Genomic DNA, 22,487 nt, shown 5'->3' on the forward strand with positions numbered 1-22,487 from the left:
GGATTACCGGTCTCTTTCTCATATATTCTGTATCACATGATCACAAAAGGGGTTTCAGGACAACTCCTTGTTTTTTTCTTCCATCCATTTTGATAACCAGAGGGTTAGCAAAACGCACATGTCTGAGAAACTTAGTCTCCGTAACAGCAGGTTGGACATTTAGAAATTTCTGATCGTATACTCCCTCATTAATGAAGGCATTAATCGTAAAATAACCCACACCAAACGAGGTGAGATTCTGAAAGAAATGAGTGCCTTGACTCGGATCAACCCTATAATTGGTGAGTCCGGCTTCAATAATAACCTTAGCAGCCGAAATATGCGGCCATTTCACCGGAATGCCCAACCAAGTATCACTACTACCCCATCTTCCGGGTCCTACCAGCACATAATTGCGTCCCTCGGCAAGAAACTGTTTATTCAACTTTTCAATTTCATAAGCGATGAATTGATTGTTAGAAGCCGAATAGTTATCTGTCTTAACGTATACCACATCATATACATCATTCATGATGCCGTTACCAAGCGAATTTGCGGAACGGAAAAGAGTTTCTTCGTCGGGTATGGCCGATAAATCTTCATCAATTACTTCCTTGCAATCTACAATGGGACGAATCTGCAACAGATAAAAAGCGCCCGAACGACTATCATGATCCATGTTAGCAGCAAATTCAATCTCTACAGGGCGGCGCATCTCCATTTCACCATATTTAAGTACCAATCGTAAAATACGAGCCAGCGGAAAGACGTCATGCTGCAATATATTCGCAAACGTAATCACTTTACGTCCGCCGGGATAGAGTCCGTCACGTATCACTTGATCATACGGATCAAACGTAGAAGCGATGTATTGCAAAGAGCCGTCACTTTCAGCCTCCTTCACATGACACTTCAGCAAGTTGAACCCGTCGTCTATAGAGAAGTCTTGTCCTGCATTCTTCAAATCGAGTGCATAAAAACGAGTCTGTGTTTCTTTCAACGCAATATCCAGTTCACTGGTTTGCAACACCTGGTTAGGGTGGTAAGGAGAGAAACGAAGAGTCATTCCGCCATCTACAATATATTTGCCCAATCCTAACGCCAAATTAACCGTTCCTTCCTCGGGTTTCTCGTTTCCGATAGGATAGTAATTCAACGAACGTGCCACTCCCGACATGGAAGGATAATATTTGTCGCCATACTGAGTACCCACTACTTCCTGAAGAATAACGGCCATCTTCTCCTGATCAATAACATTGGAAGTAGCCTGCATATAAGCCTTACTGTCTTTGAAGTAGACAGAAGCATATACCCCTTTGATAGAGTCTGATAACATGCGTAACATCTCGTACTTATCGTCCAGATAAGGAATCATGTAGGTATTATAAATCCCGGCAAAAGGCTGGTAATGAGAATCTTCCAACAGGCTCGACGAACGAATGGCGATAGGAGATTTCACTACATCCATAAACGTAAGGAAGTCATCAACCAATCCGTCGGGTAACTTTGCTTTCAGAAAATACCTCAATATCATATCATCATCCATATCAGAAAGCGCTACCTGATACAGGTTATTTGACTCCATAAATTCATCGAACACATCGGTGCAAAGCACTACTGTTTTGGGAATCACCACACGTGCATTTTCAAACTCTTCGAATTCAGGATGACGTTTCACCATGTTGTCAATAAATGCCAATCCACGCCCCTTACCTCCAAGAGAGCCTTCGCCGATACGAGCAAAATTAGAGTAGCGGTCAAAACGGTCGCGCTTAAAAATAGCCACCACACCCTGATTCTTCATCTTACGGTATTTCACTATCGCCTCAAAAATAATTCTACGGTGAGCGTCGAGATCTTGTAAACTATCCCACGTAATAGGCTTCAAAAACTCCGCTATGGGAAACATGGCACGCGAGTACAACCATTTAGAGATGTGATTGCGGCTGATGTGATACAAAAAAGATTCGGCAGGAACAGCAAAAATGATATTTTGAAGTTCTTTGAGGTTTTGTACTTTCGCTATCTTTTCCAACGTATCCGGATTGCGAAACACAAAATCACCGAAACCAAAATTATCGGCTACCGTCTGCCTCAGGTCCACATCCATCTTTTTGGAGTTTTTATCAATAAAACTAGCTCCATACTTAGATGCGTATGCCGCATTGTCGGCTTCGGACGATTGAATAATAAGTGGAATAAAGGGATCTTCCCTACGGATTTCATCACATAGCTTAATTCCCGCCAATGCATCCTTTTTCCCTTGTCGGGGAAAACGCACATCCGTAATCACTCCCAATACATTATTCTTATATCGGTAATATATTTCGGTTGCCTCCTCGTAAGTACGGGCCAATACGATCTTCGGACGTCCACGCATGCGCAACGTACGTTGGTGAGCGTTGAGAGCTTCGGTAGAAAATTCCTGGCTCTGCTTTAACACGAACTTATATAAATTAGGCAATACGGAAGAATAAAAACGAATACCATCTTCCACCAAAAGAATAAGCTGAACTCCCACTTCGGCTACGTCGTGTTCCAGATTCATTTTATCCTCAATCAGTTTGATAATGGAAAGGAGTAAGTCCGTGTTACCGAGCCAACAGAATATATAATCGAACGCACTAAGATCCTCATTGGCTATTCGTTTGGTTATGCCGTGGCTAAAAGGAGTCAGCACCACAATAGGAAGATGAGAATAACAAGCTTTGATGTGACGGCCAATACTGAAAGCATCATTGTCGCCAATACCCGGCATACAGATAACCAAGTCAAAAGGAATGTTGGCCAATAGCATCAACGCCTCTTCCTCTGTAGATACTTGCGAGAAGCGCGGAGGGTAACGTAATGACAACGACGTATACTCATTGAATATTTTTTCGTCAACCCGACCGTCATCTTCCAACATGAAAGCATCGTAAGGGTTGGCAATGAGAAGTACGTTAAAAATACGCCGGGTCATCAAGTTAACAAACTGCGTATCTTTAAAGTAAAGCTGATTCAGTTTAAGTTTGCTGAGCATAATTCCTTCATTTATGAAAATGGGTTATACTCACAAAATTCGGTTTTTTAATCCGAACCAACAATAAAATACGTCATTTTATCCTCTACCAAGTCCTTTTTATTACTTTTCGAAACAGTTGTAGAAAGTTTCAATCAGTTAACATGCATAATAGTTGCATATATTATAAATAATACCGAATATTGTTGTATAATCATTTATTAAAATCATAGCGCAACATGAAAAAGGCAACCTTTTTATTGACAGGAATCATGGCAACATCGTGTGCACAACAAAAAGCAATCTCTTATCCGCAAACAGCGACCGTAGATACAGTCGATACTTATTTCGGTGTATCCGTACCCGACCCTTATCGCTGGCTCGAAAACGACACATCGGCAGCCACCGCCTCATGGGTAAAGGCTCAAAACGAAATTACAAACAATTACCTGGAACACATTCCGTTCAGACAGGACTTGTTGAAGCGGCTCACCGAACTGGCTAATTATGAAAGAATCAGTGCTCCTTTCAAGAAGCATGGTAAGTACTATTTTTATAAAAATGACGGGTTGCAGAATCAGAGCGTACTTTATGTACAAGATGCACTCAACAGCGAAGCCAGAGTCTTCCTGGATCCGAATAAACTGTCGGACGACGGCACCGTAGCTTTAACCAGTCTCTCGTTTTCTAACAATGGAAAATATGCCGCTTATACTATTTCAAGAAGCGGATCGGACTGGAGGGAGATTTATGTAATGGATGTAGCAACCGGTTCCTTACTCGATGACCACATCACTTGGGCTAAATTTACAGATGCAGCCTGGCAGGGCGACGGGTTTTACTATAGTGCCTATGACGCTCCCAGCAAAGGAAAAGAATTTTCGAATGTGAACGAACATCACAAAATATATTATCACAAACTGGGAGAGCCTCAACAGAATGATCGTTTGGTGTATGAAAACAAAGCATATCCCAAACGTTTCTACACAGCTCAAGTTAGTGAAGACGAAAGAGTCTTGTTCATTTATGAATCTGGTGAAGGAAGGGGAAATGCTCTGTTTATGCAAGACCTCACGCAAAAGAGTGCACCCGTTGTTCAGCTTGCCTCAGATTTTGATTACCAATATACTCCAATCGAAGTCATTGGTAACCGCATCTATTTCTTTACCAACTATCAAGCGGCCAAGAATAAAATCATGGCTGCCGAACTGCAAAGTCCTGAATTGGCCAATTGGAAAGAGGTCGTTCCCGAGAAAGAACAAGTACTATCAGATGTTCGGGTAATTGGCGGCAAGTTATTTCTCACATACGATAAGGATGCCTCCAACCATGCTTATGTATATGATTTACAAGGAAAAGAGTTACAGGAAATAGAACTTCCATCTTTGGGATCGGTTAGCTTCAACGGTGATAAAGACGATGAAGAATGTTTCTTCAGCTTTACTTCGTTTACTATTCCGGGAGCTACCTATAAATATGACGTGCAAAAAAACAGTTATGAATTGTTCCGTGCTCCGAAAGTAAAGTTCAATTCAGATGATTTTGTTACCGAGCAAGTTTTTTTCACGAGCAAAGACGGTGCTAAAATACCCATGTTCCTGACTTACAAAAAAGGGCTCAAGAAGAATGGAAAAAATCCGGTATTCCTATACGGTTACGGAGGTTTCAATATCAGCTTGTATCCTTCATTCAGCATCAACCGCATCCCTTTCCTTGAAAATGGCGGCATATACGTACAAGTCAATCTTCGTGGCGGTAGCGAATACGGAGAAGACTGGCATGTTGCCGGAACCAAAATGCAGAAACAAAATGTATTCAATGATTTCATAGCGGCAGCCGAATATCTGATTGATAATAAGTACACGAATTCGCAAAAGATAGCTATCGTAGGCGGTTCAAACGGTGGTTTGCTGGTAGGTGCCTGTATGACTCAACGTCCCGATCTGTTCCGTGTTGCCATTCCACAAGTCGGCGTAATGGACATGTTGCGTTATCACAAATTCACCATCGGATGGAATTGGGCGAGTGATTACGGTACCAGCGAAGACAGCAAAGAAATGTTTGAATACCTAAAAGGATATTCCCCCTTACACAACCTGAAAAAGGGAACGAAATACCCTGCCACACTGGTCACCACGGCCGACCACGACGACCGCGTAGTACCGGCACATTCGTTTAAGTTTGCCGCTACCCTGCAAGCTTGTAATGAAGGCAGCAACCCGACGTTGATACGCATTGACAGCAAAGCCGGGCATGGCGCTGGTAAGCCGATGAGTAAGATTTTAGAAGAACAAGCAGACGTTTATGGCTTTATCATGTATAACCTGAACATGAAGCCCAAATTCTAAAATATCATTTTATCACATAAAACCAAATATTTAACTTTTAAAAAGAGATAGAAATAAAATAATAACTATATTTGCAACATAAGTAGTTTACATTTTATCAAAATCAACCTTTAAAAAATACAATATGAATATTGAACGAATCATGACCTCTCTGGAGGCTAAACATCCCGGCGAGTCTGAATATCTTCAAGCCGTAAAAGAGGTCCTTATCTCTATCGAAGATATATATAATCAACATCCTGAATTTGAGAAAGCCAAGATCATAGAACGACTCGTTGAGCCCGACCGTATTTTCACTTTCAGAGTTACTTGGGTAGATGACCGCGGAGAGGTGCAAACCAATCTGGGGTATCGTGTACAGTTCAACAATGCAATAGGCCCGTATAAAGGGGGAATCAGATTTCACGCCTCGGTGAATTTGTCTATCTTAAAATTCCTTGGTTTTGAACAAACGTTCAAGAATGCACTGACTACTCTGCCTATGGGAGGTGGAAAAGGAGGTTCCGATTTCTCGCCGCGAGGTAAAAGCGATGCCGAGATTATGCGTTTCTGCCAAGCGTTCATATTGGAACTTTGGAGACACATCGGTCCTGACATGGATGTACCCGCCGGAGATATTGGTGTTGGCGGACGTGAAGTGGGCTATATGTTTGGCATGTATAAAAAGCTAACCCGTGAATTTACCGGAACCTTTACCGGCAAAGGACTTGAGTTTGGCGGCTCATTAATACGTCCGGAAGCAACCGGATTCGGAGGCTTGTATTTTGTCAATCAAATGCTTCAAACCAAAGGCATTGATATGAAAGGAAAGACCGTAGCTATCTCCGGTTTTGGCAACGTAGCTTGGGGCGCAGCAACCAAAGCGACTCAACTGGGTGCTAAGGTAATCACTATTTCCGGTCCCGATGGCTATATTTACGATCCCGACGGTATAAGTGGTGAAAAAATAGATTATATGTTGGAACTCAGAGCTACCGGAAACGACATTGTGGCACCTTATGCCGAAGAGTTCCCCGGAGCAACCTTTGTAGCCGACAAACGCCCGTGGGAAGTAAAAGCAGACATAGCACTGCCTTGCGCCACTCAGAACGAATTAAACGGTGAAGATGCTGCAAATCTCATAAAAAATAACGTTATTTGCATCGGAGAAATTTCTAATATGGGCTGCACACCGGAAGCCATCGATTTATTCTTGGAAAAGAAAGTGATGTATGCACCGGGCAAAGCAGTGAATGCCGGCGGTGTTGCCACTTCCGGATTGGAAATGTCTCAGAATGCCATGCACCTGAGCTGGAATGCAGATGAAGTTGACCAAAAGCTGCACATGATTATGCATAACATCCATGCCCAGTGTGTAAAATACGGCACTGAAAAAGATGGCTACATCAACTATGTGAAAGGGGCAAACATAGCCGGTTTCATGAAAGTTGCTCATGCCATGATGGGTCAAGGTATTGTATGAGAATAAAATCAATTATAACACTTTTGTTTTTAATGTGCGTTACCTGCCTCTTTTCACAAGAGACAGGTAATGCTACATATTATCACAAACGCTTTCACGGATCAAGAACTTCAGACGGAGGCGTTTACCACAAAGACAGCATGACTTGCGCGCATCGCACCTATCCGTTAGGCACTTTACTTCATGTAAAAAACCCCCGAAACGAAAAAGAAGTAGTGGTAAAGGTCACTGACCGGGGACCCTACAGCAAACGCCTGATGATTGATTTATCTTATAAAGCAGCCAAGGAACTTGACATTATACGCTACGGAATTGCTCCGGTAATAGTGACTCCCATCAAACAGATACGCATTCCTTATAAACCCGACGACGAGTTTAACCCTGCCGAATTTCTGCATCTTATCATAGATGAAAGCACTCATCCCCTGCCCCTGCATAGGTAATTATTCAGGCTAAAAAACATCATATTATATAAAAACGTTTAACTTTGCATCCCGAACTAAAAATAATACGAGATGCTATTACCAGAACTCAAATTGCGCCGCGATAAAATTCGCTCGCTCATGGCTCAGCAAAATATTGATGCCGCCATTATCACTTGTAATGTAAACCTCCTCTATACTTACGGCCAGGTTGTTAGTGGTTATCTTTACCTACCCCTGCACGCACCGGCCCGTTTATTCGTAAAACGTCCCAATACACTGATTGGCGAACATGTACACGCCGTCCGCAAACCGGAACAGATCATCGAACTGCTGAAAGAAAACGGATTGCCCATGCCGCAAACCATTATGTTGGAAGGCGACGAATTGCCTTACACAGAATACATGCGTTTGGCCGGAATGTTTCCCGAAGCTACTGTAGTAAACGGAACCCCGTTGATTCGTCAGGCCAGAAGTGTAAAAACTGAGATGGAAGTCATCATGTTCCGCCGTGCCGCCGCAGCGCATGCCAAAGCTTACCAACAGATTCCTTCTGTTTACCGTGAAGGGATGACAGACATGGAACTGTCTATTGAAATAGAACGTTTGATGCGTTTGCAAGGATGTTTAGGCATATTCCGTGTATTCGGTCAAAGCATGGAGATATTTATGGGTAGTGTACTGACGGGCGACAATGCCGCTACTCCTTCTCCTTATGATTTCGCATTGGGTGGTCAAGGTATCGACCCGGCACTTCCCGGTGGGGTGAACGGCACCTTGCTAAGCAAAGGGCAAAGTGTAATGGTTGACCTGGGAGGAAATTTCAACGGATATATGTGTGACATGAGCCGTGTCTTTTCAGTTGGTAAGTTAACCGATGAGGCTTATGCAGCGCATCAGGTGTGTCTGGATATTCAGGAAGAAGTTGTCAACATGGCCAAGCCGGGAGTTGTTTGCGAAGACTTGTATAACAAAGCCATTGATATGGTAACCAAAGCCGGTTTTGCCGACAACTTCATGGGAATTGACCAGAAAGCCAAATTCATCGGTCACGGAATCGGATTGGAAATCAACGAAGCTCCGGTGTTGGCTCCTCGTGTTAAACAAGAACTGGAACCGGGCATGGTATTTGCGCTCGAGCCCAAGATTGTTCTTCCGGGCGTGGGACCTGTGGGTATTGAGAACTCGTGGGCAGTTACTGCCGAAGGAGTAGAAAAGCTCACGCTATGTAACGAAGAGATTATCGAGTTTTAAGAACCCGAATACGACTATCAATATGCTGAACCCCGGAAATCTTTAATCAGATATCCGGGGTTCAGCATATATATAAGGAAAAAGAGCCGTCAAAACATCACTCAGGATTTTACAGGTTGCAGTCCCATCTTCTGGGCACGTTCCAACATGAATGCATACGCCTCATCGTAATCGTTGGCTATCAGTCCGTCGAGAATGGCATCCTTGATGGCACTCTTCAAGGTTCCTACCTGCTGACAAGGTTGAAGATTGAATATCTGCATAATTTCCTCACCGCTGATAGGCGGTTGAAAGTTACGCACCCTGTCTTTCTCCTCAATATCTTTCAGTTTCTGTCTTACTAGTTGGAAATTATTAAGGAACCGCTGCTTACGCTCCATGTTCTTCGATGTGATATCCGCTTCACAGAGCGTCATCAAATCATCAATATCGTCACCTGCCTCAAAGAGCAACCGGCGAACGGCCGAGTCGGTCACCACATCATCGGCTATGACAATGGGGCGCATGTGCAGACTAACCATCTTTTGCACATACTTCATTTTTTCATTCATCGGTAACTTCATCTTCCGAAAAAGATTAGGAATCATTCGTTCGCCAATGAAGTTATGATTGTGAAACGTCCACCCCACCTTCGGTTCCCAACGCTTGGTCAGCGGTTTGGCAATGTCGTGCAACAAAGCAGACCAACGCAGCCACAAATTATCAGTTACCCGACTGATGTTATCGAGCACCTCCAGCGTATGATAAAAATTATCTTTGTGCGCCCTTCCGCCTCTGCTCTCCACGCCCTGCATGGCTGCCAGTTCAGGAAAGATAAGCGGTAGCAACCCCGATCGTTCCAGATCAATAAAACCTTTGGAGGGAATAGGCGAAAGAATAATCTTATTTAATTCGTCGGCTATGCGCTCCTTCGATATGATCTCAATTCGGTCTTTGTTGCGACAAAGAGATTCGAATGTTTCATCGTCTATATAAAAGTTCAATTGAGTGGCAAAGCGGATGCAACGCATCATGCGCAAGGGATCATCACTGAAAGTAATGTCGGGATTGAGCGGAGTACGAATGGTTTTCTCCTTCAGATCGGCCATACCACCAAACGGATCAACCAACTCCCCGAAGCGTGCTTTGTTAAGACACACCGCCATGGCGTTGATAGTAAAATCCCTTCTGTTTTGATCATCCTCCAGCGTACCATCTTCAACGATAGGCTTTCTCGAATCGCGCTGATAAGATTCTTTTCGTGCCCCCACGAATTCTATTTCTATCTGGTGATATTTAAGTTGTGCCGTACCAAAATTCTTAAAAACCGAAACATAAGCTCCTTTTCCTAAGCGGCGGCCCAATGCCTCGGCCATTTCAATTCCGCTACCCACTACCACAACATCTATATCTTTTGAGGGACGCTGCAAGAAAATATCACGTACATATCCTCCTACCGCATAACATTCCAGTCCCAGTTCGTCGGCCGTTTCTGAAATCTGCCCGAATATCTTATCACTGAAATGCGCTTTCAACTCCTCATTAGTCAACTCTATCATGCTTCTTTATTAAGTTTTGAACTGCAAAAATACAAAAAACTGATATTATTTGTATTTTTGTTGTCCATAAAGAAAGTATAAGTATGAAGAAACTGGTAATATACCTCTGCCTTGCCGCCCTTTTTGCTTGCGGAAACGATGTAGAAAAGAAAGCTAACGAGAAATTGGAAGAAGCCCGCGCTGCTTTTCAAAAAGGAGATTATAGTGCAACCAAACTGCTGGTCGACAGCATTAAGATTCTCTACCCCAAAGCTTATGAGGTGCGTAGAGAAGGTTTAAAGTTAATACAGCAAGCCGAGTTGAAGGAACAAGAAAGAAGTATGGTGTATCTCGACAGCATGTTGCTGGTAAAGCAGAAGGAGTTTGAGACCATCAAGCCCCGGTTCACTTTTGAGAAAGATGCCGAATATCAAGCCATTGGTAATTACCTCTGGCCAACACAGGTAGTTGAGAAGAACCTGCACCGTTCATACCTTCGTTTTCAGGTAAACGAAAAAGGTGTATTGGTGATGACTTCCATTTATTGCGGCAAGAACAACATTCACCACAACGCAGTGAAAGTAATTGCTGCCGATAAAAGTTTTGCCGAAACACCTCCCTCCAGAGACAGTTACGAGACAACTAATCTGGGAGAAAAGATAGAAATGGCCGACTATAAACAGGGAGAAGACGGCAGCGTAATGGACTTCATCTACCTCAACAAAGGCCAGACATTGCGGGTAGAGTACAAAGGAGAACGCAGCTACGCCTTTGCTCTATCAGCAGCCGACCGGAAGGCTTTGGTCGAAACGTATGAGTTATCCAAAACTCTTTCCTCTATCGAACAAATCAAAATGGAAATAGAAGAGGCCAAGCTGAAGATAGAGTTTGTAACGCGCAAGATGCAACACACCGCCGAAAAAGAAAAGGCTCAATAATCAAAGCCTTTTCAAAGCAAGTTTAATGACTTGTTCAACCGGGATAGACGGCTGTTCCTGCAGAATGGCCGTAACCACCTTTTGTGAAGCATTGGCAGCAAAGCCCAACATGGACAAAGCAGCAACCGCTTCGTCGTTCACTTCCGTGTTCATGGCGGGCATGCCTCCCGCCATACCGGCAGAAGCGCCCCCTGTTTTAATCTTATCTTTGAGGTCAACAATAACACGCTGAGCCGTTTTCAGTCCGATACCTTTAACGGTTTTCAGCATATTGACATTCTCCGAACTGATCACATTGCACAGTTCGGCCGGCGACAAAGCCGACAAAATCATACGTGCGGTATTGCCACCGATGCCCGACACGGAAATGAGCAACAAAAACAGTTCCCTCTCCTGCTTATCGGCAAAGCCATAAAGCACATACGCATCTTCACGAATCGCCTCATAAATATATAACTTACAGAGCTTCTTTCCCTGTATGGCCGAATAAGTATTTAATGAAATACCTGCCATATAGCCTACCCCGTTGCACTCAATCACCGCGTTAGCAGGTGTTAATTCTGTAAGCTCACCTTTGATGTATTCTATCATAATTACTGTTTTATTTTAAAAAATGTAGCTTTATGCTTTTAGATAATTGTATCACTGATTTTTTTATTTACTTTTGCATCTGCAAAAAAGCAAAAATATTAATAGCAACCAACAAATTTATGAAAAAATTCAGAGCTGCCATTATCGGATATGGCAATATTGGTAAATATGTATTGGAAGCATTGCAAGCTGCCCCCGATTTTGAGGTAGCCGGCGTGGTGCGTCGCAACGGAGCAGACAATAAACCTGCTGAGTTAAATGACTATCCTGTGGTGAAAGACATCAGGGAACTGACAGATGTGCAGGTTGCTATTCTCTGCACACCTACACGCAGCGTTGAAAAATATGCAAAAGAAATTCTTGCATTGGGAATCAATACGGTTGACAGTTTCGATATTCACACAGGAATTGTTGACCTTCGCCGCGAACTGTCGGCTTGTGCCAAAGCAAACAATGCCGTTTCTATCATTTCGGCAGGCTGGGATCCGGGAAGTGATTCGGTAGTTCGCGCACTGTTGCAGGCTATTGCTCCCAAAGGCATTACCTACACCAACTTCGGTCCGGGTATGAGTATGGGACACACGGTAGCTGTTAAGGCTATCGAAGGTGTAAAAGCTGCTTTATCAATGACCATTCCTACCGGTACGGGAATTCATCGCCGCATGGTATACATTGAACTCAAAGACGGTTATAAATACGAGGAAGTAGCAGCCGCCATCAAATCGGATGCATACTTTGTCAATGACGAAACTCACGTGATACAGGTTCCTTGTGTAGACGAACTGCTCGATATGGGCCACGGTGTGAACCTTACCCGCAAAGGGGTATCGGGTAAAACACAGAACCAATTGTTCGAGTTCAACATGAAGATTAACAACCCCGCCCTTACGGCACAGGTATTAATTTGTGTTGCTCGTGCATCAATGAAGCAGCAACCGGGTTGCTACACCCTAATTGAAGTTCCGGTTATCGACCTGCTCGAAGGAGATCGTGAAGACCTCATTGCTCATCTCGTATAAGCAACTGAGTCAACCTATCATTCAAAAGGAAGAAGGTATCCCCTCAAAAGGATGCCTTTTTTTGTTAGTAGCCACGCTTCTTCTACATAAAATGTATGAAAAAAAGTATCACCAAGTATCACCAATCTCGTAAAATACTGAAAATAAGACTGTTACGTGTGACACTTGCCTAAAAAAAAGCCTCACCAAGTATCACCAAGTATCACCAACTTTTTTGCAGTGATTCCTTACAGTACAACACTAATTAAATCTTTCACATAAAGGATTTCAATCAGCCTGCTTATGCGATTTATTTTGCAGGTGAGTAAATCTCGTCTCCACCCAGATGTACGCAGTTTGTACACCCCCATGTACACGGCTTGTAGACCCGGGTGTATACTATCTGTACACCCGGGTGTACGGAAAGTTCTGCAACGAGCTTTATTAGAACTCTTTGTTTTGCGAAGAAAATGACCCACTTTTGAATGATTCACCCCGTTTTTTATAAAAAAAGAGCATAAACTGAAAATTTTATCCTTTGAAAGCTTTGTTTTCAAATATTAATACTTACATTTAAACCTTCTAATCTTAAGAATACTTATTATATGAACAAAACAATCTGTTTACAAAAGGCTATTGCGCTGCTAGTCCTCATTCAATGCTGCACAGCAATAGCCGCACAAGAACTAAGTACCAAATTTGGTAAAGTAACTAACGACGAACTGCTCATGAGTTCTTATAGCAATGACAGCACAGCCAGTGCCGTTGTATTGTACAAAAAAGGAAGGACGCTCTACGAGTACATCGGCAACAAGTTTCGCATCTGTTATAACATTGAAAACAAAACAAAGATTTTAAAGAGTGACGGAACGAGCTATGCCAACGTAATCATACCTTATTATGATAGCAATAAAAATACCATGAAAGAGGTGGTGATTGACATTGATGCTTTTTCCTATAATCTGGAAAACGGCAAAGAGGTTAAAACCAAGATGAAGAAAGAATACATATTCAAAGAAAGGGTCAGCGATAAGTACATGCAGGTAAAGTTCTCAATTCCCAACGTGAAAGCAGGTAGCGTCATTGAATATAAATACAAGGTACTGTCGGACTTTTACTACCAGTTACCCACATGGGTTATGCAAGGCGAACTGCCGGTTGTTTACAATGAGTACGACATTACCATTCCGCAGTACTTTAAATTCAACATGGAGATGCGTGGTTCCGACCAGATTGAAACCACCGACGAATCTGTGCCGGTAACGTATACCGTTCAGGGTGGAGCCGCTTATCAAGCCGAGCCCGTACACGCTACCGCCCGCAACATTATATTTGTAGGTAAAAATCTGCCCGCTATTAAAGACGACTCGCAAGTTTGGTGCGCAGACGATTACAAAGCTCAAATTATCTTTGAACTGTTGGGGCTCGACTTCCCGGGATCTGTTTACCAGCCCTTCACCACTACTTGGGAGAAGATTGATGAACTGTTGCTGGAAGACGAGGAATTTGGTGGTTTATTAAAACTCAAAAACCCCTTCAGGGAAGAAATGAGAAGTCTGAATCTCATGCAAATGAGCACCAAAGATAAAATTGCAGCCATCTTCTGCCTGCTAAAGAAGAAGATTGCCTGGAACGAAAATTACGCCTTGTATGGAAAGGACATCTCTAAGGTTATCAAAACCGGATCGGGCAGTAATGCCGATATCAATTTCATTTTGATGAGTATGCTTCGCGAAGTAGGCGTTGCATGCGACCCGCTTGTGATGAGCGCCCGAGACAGAGGTGTTCTGCCGTATACACACCCCTCTATTCAGAAACTAAACACCTTTGTTGTGGCCGCACAAGAGACTGATAGCACCAAGGTTTTCCTCGACGGATCCATCACTTGCGGCTATCTCAATGTGCTACCGCCCATATTGTTGGTCGACAGGGCACGTTTAGTTAGTGCAACCAATAACCAAACAAAGTGGTTTGCACTAAACAGAGTTTGCGAAAGTCAGGTACGCGCCCTGATCAGCGCCACAATCATGCCCGATGGCAGTATTGTAGGCGAACGCAACACCGTTTACAGCGGACAATTTGCCGGTCGGCACCGCAAACGGATGAATGCCGCCAAAGACAGTACCGCCTTCATAACCGATTTGGAAACCGAAGATGACTTCAAGATTCTCCAATACCAACAAGACAGTAAGGAGGATTTCAATTCGCAGATCAAAGAAAAGATTTCATTCACCAAACAAGCGTCCGCAACCGATGAATATATCTACATAAACCCAATGGTATTTAAGCACATCAGCACCAACCCTTATATGCAAGAAAACCGCAAGTTACCGGTGGAAATGCCCTATCCATACTCTTTAAGAATCTCAAATTCACTAACTATTCCCGAAGGCTATCAGGTAGAAGAGCTGCCCAAGCAAGTGCAATTCAGCATGGATAATGAAGGGGGTACCTGTCGTTATCTGGTGCAGGTAGTGGACAATCGTATTCTGATGACTTATATATTTAGCATGAACAGAATATTCTTCGCAGCCGAGGAGTACAATTTCTTAAAAGAATTCTGGGGCACAATAGTCAACAAGAACAATGAGATGATCGTTTTAAAGAAAAAAACACTGTAAAGAAAGAGTATGAATAAACGCCTTGCCATCTTTGGGCTTTTATGGATTTGTTTTTCCGTAAAAGCTCAAATAAAAACATCTTTTCCGGCCGAGATAACCGAAAAAGCCTATGCCGTTGTACAGAGTAATGAAATTGATTTTATATGTGAATCGGCAACAAACGCTCTCAAAAAAGAGAACTATACCGTTACCGTTCTTGACGAGAAAGGAAAAGAGGCTGCGCATTTTCTGTGTATGTGCGATCAGTTTAGTTCACTGAATAAATTCTCCGGAGAGGTTTACGACCGGACAGGCAATCTGATACGGAAAATCAAAAAGTCCGAGTTAAAGATGTCTGAATATTCATCGGGACTTACCACCGATGATTACATGTATTTCTTTGAATGTAATATAGGTCAGTATCCCTATACCGTAAAGTATGAATGGGAAATAAAGTATAAAAACGGATTAATTAGCTTTCCGCCATTTGCACCGCAGAGTCGGTTTAACCTATCGGTTGTGGAGGCCAACTACCGCCTGCACGTGCCCGCCGAGGTTACATACCGTACCAAAATATTGAATTCAGGCAATAAGTTTCAATCCAAAACAACTCCTAAAGGGGCTACATACAGCGAAATTTCTTTTAAGAACCTCAAAGCTATTGAGAAAGAATTATACGGAGCGCCACTGGAAGCATTGATTCCCATTGTTTACCTCGGTCCCGACAACTTTATATTCGACGGTAGCCAAGGTGACATGAGCACTTGGAAGTCATACGGCAACTGGCAATATGCTTTGCTGAAAGACAGAGACATACTGCCTCCCGAGTTGAAAGAAAAAATTCACCAGTTAACATCCGGCTGCAACAGTGAAAAGGAAAAAGTGAAAGTGCTTTATGATTACCTGGCGGCCAACACCCGGTATGTAAGCATACAGTTGGGAATTGGCGGTTTGCAGCCAACTCCCGCAACCAACGTTTACAAAACCGGATTTGGTGACTGCAAAGCACTATCCAACTACCTCAAAGCCATGCTCCAAGAAGTGGGTATTAACTCTAATTACACTGTAATAAGTACTGATAGGGTAAAGCTTTTGAAGGATTTTGCAAGTGTGGGACAGATGAATCACGTCATCCTGCAAGTACCTCTGAAAGAAGAAACCCTTTGGCTGGAGTGCACCAATGCCCAACTGCCCTTGGGATACATCCATCGTGACATTGCCGGGCATGATGCTATTCTGATCAAAGAGAACGGAGGTGAGTTATGCACTTTACCTTCCTATCCCGACTCTGTGAATACGCAAATACGTACCGCACAAATTACGCTCGATAATAATGGAAAAGCGCACATCCAGACAACACAAAAGTGCGACTTGTTTCAATATGAGCACCTGTCAGCCATTACGCACATGCAACCCGATGAACAGAAAGATTTGTTACGTTCACAAATCAGACTGACACAAGCCAGTGTCAACAACATATCCATTCAGGAAAGCAAGCGGGCTAATCCGCAAATAGATGTTCAGTTTCAAACCGAATGCCAGCAATTTGGAAATAAAACGGGCAACAGATTATTCATTCCGGCCAACCTTTTCCGAAACTATTTCACTGTTCCCAAACAAGAAAAACGCACCAGTGACATATACATCAAATACGGATATGCTGACACCGACAGTGTGCTTATTACACTACCCGAAGGTTTCGTACTGGAGGCAATGCCCAAACCCACATCCGTCAGTTGCCGATTCGGCTCTTTCGAATCATCTATCGAAAACAAAGGTACACAGATATGCGTACGACAAAGATTGTTTCTAAAAAAAGGGAAATTCCCGGCCAATACATACGAAGAGTTCGCTAACTTTGCCCAAACAATATCCGACCTTTATGGAGGAAGGATTGTTTTAAAGAAGGAATAAAACGTTCAAACTCTTCAAATGACAACAAAAAGATATACTGCCGGCGAAGAGCTGGCCAACAGCATCTCCCATGGAGTAGGCATATTCATGGGACTGATTGCTGGTTATTTCTTATTACACAAAGCGGAGAACAGCTCTGACTCTTGGGCCTCCGCTTGTGTCACCACCTATTTATTCGGAATGCTGGCTTCTTATATTACCTCCACGCTGTACCACAGCAGTGATCCGGGAAAACGAAGAGATTTGCTTCGCAAGGCAGATCATGCGGCCATTTACTGGCACATTGCCGGCACGTACACGCCTTTCACTTTACTGGTACTGCGCGATGCAGGTTATTGGGGCTGGGGCGTCTTCACATTCGTGTGGTTGGCTTGCTTGGCCGGCACCCTGCTTAGCTTCAGAAAATTAAAAGAACACAGTCACCTGGAAACGATCTGTTTCGTAACAATGGGATCCGCCATATTAGTGGCACTCAAACCCCTGTCGGACTCACTGGAAACCATTCACTCCATGGCGGCACTCTGGTGGCTCATCGGCGGCGGGGTTTCTTATATCATAGGAGCCTTGTTTTATTCACTCCGCAAAGTGAAGTACATGCATTTTGTTTTTCACCTCTTTATTTTGCTGGGAAGTGTATGCCACATCTTAGCTATTTGGAAAATTTTATAAGCCAAAACTTTATCAAAGTTTTCCAAAACGGAAAACTTTGATAATCAGGCACAAAGAAAAATTATCCGTTTCCGGTTTCAATTTTAACACTCACTGCGCTACAAGATATTGCAATAAGCATTACCTTTGTAACAGTTCTGGTACTAAAAAGAGGTTTAGTAAAAGGGAATGCCGTGTAAATCGGCAACAGTACCCGCTGCTGTAATTCTCTGTGAATCTGAGACATACATGCCACTGTATCTATTTAATATGGGAAGGCGTTTCAGAGGAGAGATAAGTCAGAAGACCTGCCAAAACAATCATGGAATATTTACGCTTTCGGGAGTTAAAGCCAGTGAAGTTCTTCGTCAATGCTCATGCACATTGAACAAACAAGAGAATGATGTGTCACAACTCATCCTGTTTGGTATGCACAAGCATCACCTTACTGCCTCACTACCCCACAGCGTAATCATACTCCTGAGAGTAAAAAGATTACTTATTTATTAAAGCATAAGTTATGAATTACGCTGAGATTTCTATCGTTAAAAGAGATGGGAAAAAAGAAGATTTTTCCATCAGCAAAATTAAAAACGCAATCACCAAAGCGTTCAATGCCACGGGCATAACGAACGAAGACAAACTGATTGCTGATATTACCATGCAGGTAATTGCCCATTTTACATCTTCCACAATCTCTGTCGAAGCGATTCAGGATCTGGTAGAAAAGGAGCTCATGAAGGTTCGTCCCGAAGTTGCCAAGAAGTATATTATTTACAGAGAATGGCGAAACACAGAACGTGACAAGAAAACTCAGATGAAGCATATCATGGATGGCATTGTGGCCATCGACAAAAACGATATCAACCTGAGCAATGCCAACATGTCGAGCCACACTCCCGCCGGACAAATGATGACGTTTGCCTCGGAGGTGACCAAAGATTATACATACCGCTACCTATTGCCCAAACGTTTTGCTGAAGCGCATCAGTTGGGCGACATACACATTCATGACCTCGACTACTATCCAACCAAGACTACTACTTGCATACAGTATGATATGGATGATTTGTTTGAACGGGGTTTTCGCACTAAAAACGGAAGCATACGAACTCCGCAAAGCATACAGAGTTACGCCACACTGGCAACCATCATCTTCCAGACAAATCAAAACGAGCAACACGGCGGACAAGCCATTCCGGCTTTTGACTTCTTTATGGCCAAAGGGGTTTACAAGTCTTTCATTAAGCATTTAATGTCGGGTATAGACTTTTACATCAGTCTGCTAACCAACCATACGCAGCATGCTGAGATAAAGGAATGTGTATCGCAACATGTATCTTCAATAGATACCGATTCGGTAGGACGCCTCAAGCTGTGCCAGGCATTGGCCGACGCAGGAGTCACCATTGAGTTACCGGCCATGAATATGATTTTTGATAAAGCATACGCCCAAACACGCAAAGACACGCATCAGGCAATGGAGGGATTTATTCATAACCTCAATACCATGCATTCACGCGGGGGTAATCAGGTGGTATTTAGCTCCATCAATTACGGCACAGATACATCGGCCGAAGGTCGCATGGTTATTGAAGAACTATTGAAAGCAACAACGGAAGGGCTGGGCAGTCGAGGCGAGATTCCTGTATTCCCGATACAGATATTCAAAGTAAAAGACGGAGTTTCTTACTCTGATGAGGATTACAAACGGGCCATGGAGAATTTTGAAGAAGCTATCGACGGTAACATGCAGTTTAATGCGCGTAACTTTGACTTGTTCTTGAAAGCATGCCGCACAACGGCTAAAGCTCTTTTCCCTAATTTCATGTTCCTGGATACTCCTTATAACACAAACGATAAGTGGCAAGCCAACGATCCCAAACGCTACCGTTATGAACTAGCCACTATGGGATGTCGCACGCGCGTTTATGAAAATATAGCAGGAGAAAAGTCTTCTCTCGGACGTGGAAACTTATCGTTTACAACCATCAACATGCCCAGACTTGCTATGGAGGCACGGATCAAAGCCGAAAACATGGAAGAGAGCGGCAACAAAGATGCGATCGAGCAAAAAGCAAAAGAATACTTTATCGAATCGGTGCGTCAAATGAGTTGCCTGGTTGCCGACCAGCTCTACACGCGTTACCAATATCAACGCACCGCCTTGTCTCGTCAGTTTCCGTTCATGATGGGCAATGATGTATGGAAAGGCGGAGCTGCACTGGAACCTAATGAAGAAGTGGGCGACGTGCTGCGTAGCGGAACACTGGGAATTGGTTTCATTGGCGGACACAATGCCATGATGGCGCTTTACGGTGCAGGACACGGACACAACACCCAAGCATGGAATACGCTGTATGAAGCGGTACAAGAAATCAATAAAGTTGCCGAGGAATACAAAGCCAAGTATCAACTCAATTACTCTGTATTAGCCACTCCGGCCGAAGGCTTATCGGGCCGGTTTACCCGAATTGACCGACGAAAATACGGAATTATTCCGGGGGTAACCGATAAGGATTATTATGTAAACTCTTTCCATGTAGATGTTAAGGAGCCTATCAGCATCATGGATAAGGTAAAGTGCGAGGCGCCTTTCCACGCCATCACCAAGGGAGGACACATAACCTATGTGGAGCTGGACGGTGAAGCACAGAAAAATATAAAAGCCGTAGCCAAAATCGTAAAAGTAATGCACGATGAAGGCATTGGTTACGGTTCCATCAATCATCCGGTAGATACCTGTCATGCGTGCGGATACAAAGGCGTTATATACGATAAATGTCCTGTCTGCCAAAGTGAGAACATTCTGCGTATGCGGCGCATTACGGGCTACCTGACCGGTGATTTGAATTCATGGAATTCGGCCAAGCGTGCGGAAGAGAAAGACAGGGTTAAACATCATTAAGCTGCATATCTTTTATGTTGTATTTATTGCAGACTTATCCTGAAACCATTGTTGATGGCGAGGGCATCCGTTATGCTATTTATCTGGCCGGGTGCGCTCACCGTTGCCGTGGCTGTCACAATCCGGATAGTTGGAATCCGCAAGCCGGACAACCGTTGACGGAGGAGTTGACAGCAAATATCATTCGGGAAATCAACGGCAATCCTTTATTAGACGGGGTTACCTTTTCGGGAGGAGACCCTTTTTACAATCCGGCTGCATTTCTTTCCCTTATACAAAGAGTCAAACAAGAAACGCAACAGAACATTTGGTGTTACACCGGTTACCGGATAGAGGAAATTGAGGCAAAAGAAAGTCTCTCGGTCCTATTACCGTATATTGATGTATTGATAGACGGTCGTTTTGAAGAGGCACTATATTCCCCTCATCTGAATTTCAGAGGAAGCAGCAATCAGCGCATCATCTGCTTAAAATAAGAAAACCGTGCATCGAGAGTGTTTTAACACCTCCATGCACGGTTCTTTTTATTCTGTCAGGCTCTATTAAAAGAAGAACCGCAGTATATCATTGAAGTTAGCCCAAATAAGCAAGCCAAACAACAAGACCATACCCACCATTTGTGCATACTCCATAAATTTATCGCTAGGTTTACGTCGGGCAATGATTTCATACAGCAAGAAAAGCACATGTCCGCCATCCAAAGCTGGAATAGGAAGAATGTTCATAAATGCCAGTATGATTGAAAGGAAAGCCGTCATGTACCAAAATTGATGCCAGTCCCACGTAGCCGGGAAAATGCTTCCAATCGTACCGAACCCTCCCAATTGCTTAGCTCCTTCTTTGGAGAACAAATATTTCATATCGCCAACATATCCCTTCAGTGTTTTTACTCCAAGAGCTACACCGGCGGGGAACGACTCGAAGAAACCGTATTTCACATCTACAGACGGTAGTAACTTCGTTAAATCACTTTGAGCCGTCACTCCTATCTTGTAAGTAGAATCTGCTTTTAATGAAATAGTATCCGCAACACCTGCCCGATAATAAGCAATAGTCAATTGATGAGGATCCAGACTGTCTGCTTGTAAGCTTGCCTTATTCTTTCTCAGCGAATCCATCTGGTTCATGAAATCATAGTAAGCAACGGGAGTACCGTTCAGGGCAACAATGCTGTCGCCTTTCTGCAAGCCGGCTAATTGAGCCGGTGAGGCAGCTACAATTGAATCAATTACAAAAGGGAAACGGTAATAGGCAAACTTCACAGAGTCAGTCATTAACTTCTGCATCATCTCTTCAGGAATGTAAACCGATACTTTTTCGTTGCCACGAAGTACCGTTACTTCACGCGCATCGACTACCTTGCGGAGCATGTCACCGTCATAACGAACCAGTTCCTCACCGTCGGCAGAAAGCAATATATCACCGTCACGGAATCCTATGGATTTGGCTGTTTCGTTAAACTGCATACCCATTGTTGCTTTTTGAACAGGGATATAAGAATCACCCCAGGCAAAAAGAATCATGGAATAGATGAACAGAGCCAGTATAAAATTAAACAAAACTCCACCCACCATGATAAGCAAACGTTGATGAGCCGGCTTAGAGCGAAATTCCCAAGGTTGTTCGGGCTGCTTCATCTGTTCCGTATCCATCGACTCGTCAATCATACCGGATATTTTCACATAGCCTCCCAAAGGCAACCATCCAATGCTGTATTCTGTGTCACTGTTCTTGGGTTTATACTTAAACAAAGAGAACCAAGGGTCAAAGAACAAGCTGAACTTTTCAACTCTTACCTTAAAAAGACGTGCAAAAAGAAAATGCCCTCCTTCATGGATAATAACGAGCAAAGACAAGCTCATAATCAGTTGTAGGGCACGAATCAAGAATGTTTCCATTTTCTAAAT

General features: G+C 43.4%; 14 protein-coding genes, 1 pseudogene and 1 riboswitch. Of the genes and pseudogenes, 11 read left to right on the forward strand and 4 right to left on the reverse strand.

The genetic code is table 11. The features are described from left to right. Positions 1 to 40: 40 nt before the first annotated feature. The gene (locus tag C511_RS0109955) at positions 41 to 3,001 is read right to left on the reverse strand and encodes a PEP/pyruvate-binding domain-containing protein (RefSeq protein WP_024996838.1); all 2,961 of its coding nucleotides are present in this window, start codon (positions 2,999 to 3,001) and stop codon (positions 41 to 43) included. Positions 3,002 to 3,219: 218 nt separating this feature from the next. Between C511_RS0109955 and C511_RS0109960 the strand changes: the two genes are divergently transcribed. From C511_RS0109960 to C511_RS0109975, 4 genes are all read left to right on the forward strand, one after another. After that, the gene (locus C511_RS0109960) at positions 3,220 to 5,328 is read left to right on the forward strand and encodes a prolyl oligopeptidase family serine peptidase (protein ID WP_024996837.1); all 2,109 of its coding nucleotides are present in this window, start codon (positions 3,220 to 3,222) and stop codon (positions 5,326 to 5,328) included. A 124-nt stretch (positions 5,329 to 5,452) separates the two neighbouring features. Further along, positions 5,453 to 6,790 carry an NADP-specific glutamate dehydrogenase gene (gene gdhA / locus C511_RS0109965; protein ID WP_027318100.1) on the forward strand — a complete coding sequence of 446 codons (1,338 nt, stop codon included), beginning with the start codon at positions 5,453 to 5,455 and terminating at the stop codon, positions 6,788 to 6,790. Beyond that, positions 6,787 to 7,233 carry a septal ring lytic transglycosylase RlpA family protein gene (locus tag C511_RS16635; protein ID WP_024996836.1) on the forward strand — a complete coding sequence of 149 codons (447 nt, stop codon included), beginning with the start codon at positions 6,787 to 6,789 and terminating at the stop codon, positions 7,231 to 7,233. Before gdhA ends, C511_RS16635 begins: the two co-directional genes overlap by 4 nt. Positions 7,234 to 7,305: 72 nt before the next feature. Continuing rightward, positions 7,306 to 8,466, forward strand: coding sequence for a M24 family metallopeptidase (locus C511_RS0109975; RefSeq protein ID WP_027318101.1), 1,161 nt, complete (start codon positions 7,306 to 7,308; stop codon positions 8,464 to 8,466). A gap of 101 nt (positions 8,467 to 8,567) precedes the next feature. Here C511_RS0109975 and C511_RS0109980 read toward each other — a convergent pair whose 3' ends face one another. After that, positions 8,568 to 10,004, reverse strand: coding sequence for a CCA tRNA nucleotidyltransferase (locus C511_RS0109980; RefSeq protein ID WP_024996835.1), 1,437 nt, complete (start codon positions 10,002 to 10,004; stop codon positions 8,568 to 8,570). A gap of 83 nt (positions 10,005 to 10,087) precedes the next feature. Between C511_RS0109980 and C511_RS0109985 the strand changes: the two genes are divergently transcribed. Further along, positions 10,088 to 10,921 carry a hypothetical protein gene (locus C511_RS0109985; RefSeq protein WP_024996834.1) on the forward strand — a complete coding sequence of 278 codons (834 nt, stop codon included), beginning with the start codon at positions 10,088 to 10,090 and terminating at the stop codon, positions 10,919 to 10,921. Here the strand turns inward: C511_RS0109985 and ruvA are convergent, their stop codons facing one another. Further along, entirely contained in the window at positions 10,922 to 11,512 is a 591-nt protein-coding gene (gene ruvA, locus C511_RS0109990) for a Holliday junction branch migration protein RuvA (protein WP_024996833.1), read from the reverse strand. Positions 11,513 to 11,631: 119 nt separating this feature from the next. Between ruvA and C511_RS0109995 the strand changes: the two genes are divergently transcribed. The 6 genes and pseudogenes from C511_RS0109995 to nrdG all read left to right on the forward strand — a co-directional run bounded on the left by C511_RS0109995 (position 11,632) and on the right by nrdG (position 21,056). After that, a complete protein-coding gene (locus tag C511_RS0109995) occupies positions 11,632 to 12,531 on the forward strand; it encodes a diaminopimelate dehydrogenase (RefSeq protein ID WP_024996832.1) in 900 nt (299 codons plus the stop codon). Positions 12,532 to 13,238: 707 nt separating this feature from the next. Then, positions 13,239 to 13,760 (forward strand): annotated as a pseudogene (locus C511_RS18575) (DUF3857 domain-containing protein); the annotation flags it as partial. Positions 13,761 to 15,140: 1,380 nt separating this feature from the next. Further along, on the forward strand, positions 15,141 to 17,024 hold the full coding sequence (locus C511_RS0110005) for a DUF3857 domain-containing protein (protein ID WP_024996830.1): 1,884 nt from the start codon (positions 15,141 to 15,143) through the stop codon (positions 17,022 to 17,024). Positions 17,025 to 17,042: 18 nt separating this feature from the next. Further along, positions 17,043 to 17,693 carry a PAQR family membrane homeostasis protein TrhA gene (gene trhA / locus C511_RS0110010; protein ID WP_024996829.1) on the forward strand — a complete coding sequence of 217 codons (651 nt, stop codon included), beginning with the start codon at positions 17,043 to 17,045 and terminating at the stop codon, positions 17,691 to 17,693. A gap of 121 nt (positions 17,694 to 17,814) precedes the next feature. Continuing rightward, a riboswitch (cobalamin riboswitch) is annotated at positions 17,815 to 18,002 on the forward strand. A gap of 190 nt (positions 18,003 to 18,192) precedes the next feature. Further along, positions 18,193 to 20,580, forward strand: a complete 2,388-nt coding sequence (locus tag C511_RS0110015; RefSeq protein WP_024996828.1) for an anaerobic ribonucleoside triphosphate reductase — start codon at positions 18,193 to 18,195, stop codon at positions 20,578 to 20,580. 17 nt (positions 20,581 to 20,597) lie between these two features. Beyond that, on the forward strand, positions 20,598 to 21,056 hold the full coding sequence (gene nrdG / locus C511_RS0110020; protein WP_024996827.1) for an anaerobic ribonucleoside-triphosphate reductase activating protein: 459 nt from the start codon (positions 20,598 to 20,600) through the stop codon (positions 21,054 to 21,056). A 66-nt stretch (positions 21,057 to 21,122) separates the two neighbouring features. Here nrdG and rseP read toward each other — a convergent pair whose 3' ends face one another. Continuing rightward, positions 21,123 to 22,478 (reverse strand): RIP metalloprotease RseP, encoded by a 1,356-nt coding sequence (gene rseP / locus C511_RS0110025; protein WP_024996826.1) that lies wholly within the window; start codon positions 22,476 to 22,478, stop codon positions 21,123 to 21,125. Positions 22,479 to 22,487 lie beyond the last annotated feature (9 nt).

It is taken from the genome of Bacteroides graminisolvens DSM 19988 = JCM 15093 (assembly GCF_000428125.1).
Taxonomy (GTDB): domain Bacteria; phylum Bacteroidota; class Bacteroidia; order Bacteroidales; family Bacteroidaceae; genus Bacteroides; species Bacteroides graminisolvens.

Bases quoted from the DNA above. Each gene is read 5' to 3' on its own strand.
- C511_RS0109955 (WP_024996838.1), bottom strand. From the start codon at position 3,001: ATGCTCAGCAAACTTAAACTGAATCAGCTTTACTTTAAAGATACGCAG.
- C511_RS0109960 (WP_024996837.1), top strand. From the start codon at position 3,220: ATGAAAAAGGCAACCTTTTTATTGACAGGAATCATGGCAACATCGTGT.
- gdhA (WP_027318100.1), top strand. From the start codon at position 5,453: ATGAATATTGAACGAATCATGACCTCTCTGGAGGCTAAACATCCCGGC.
- C511_RS16635 (WP_024996836.1), top strand. From the start codon at position 6,787: ATGAGAATAAAATCAATTATAACACTTTTGTTTTTAATGTGCGTTACC.
- C511_RS0109975 (WP_027318101.1), top strand. From the start codon at position 7,306: ATGCTATTACCAGAACTCAAATTGCGCCGCGATAAAATTCGCTCGCTC.
- C511_RS0109980 (WP_024996835.1), bottom strand. From the start codon at position 10,004: ATGATAGAGTTGACTAATGAGGAGTTGAAAGCGCATTTCAGTGATAAG.
- C511_RS0109985 (WP_024996834.1), top strand. From the start codon at position 10,088: ATGAAGAAACTGGTAATATACCTCTGCCTTGCCGCCCTTTTTGCTTGC.
- ruvA (WP_024996833.1), bottom strand. From the start codon at position 11,512: ATGATAGAATACATCAAAGGTGAGCTTACAGAATTAACACCTGCTAAC.
- C511_RS0109995 (WP_024996832.1), top strand. From the start codon at position 11,632: ATGAAAAAATTCAGAGCTGCCATTATCGGATATGGCAATATTGGTAAA.
- C511_RS0110005 (WP_024996830.1), top strand. From the start codon at position 15,141: ATGAATAAACGCCTTGCCATCTTTGGGCTTTTATGGATTTGTTTTTCC.
- trhA (WP_024996829.1), top strand. From the start codon at position 17,043: ATGACAACAAAAAGATATACTGCCGGCGAAGAGCTGGCCAACAGCATC.
- C511_RS0110015 (WP_024996828.1), top strand. From the start codon at position 18,193: ATGAATTACGCTGAGATTTCTATCGTTAAAAGAGATGGGAAAAAAGAA.
- rseP (WP_024996826.1), bottom strand. From the start codon at position 22,478: ATGGAAACATTCTTGATTCGTGCCCTACAACTGATTATGAGCTTGTCT.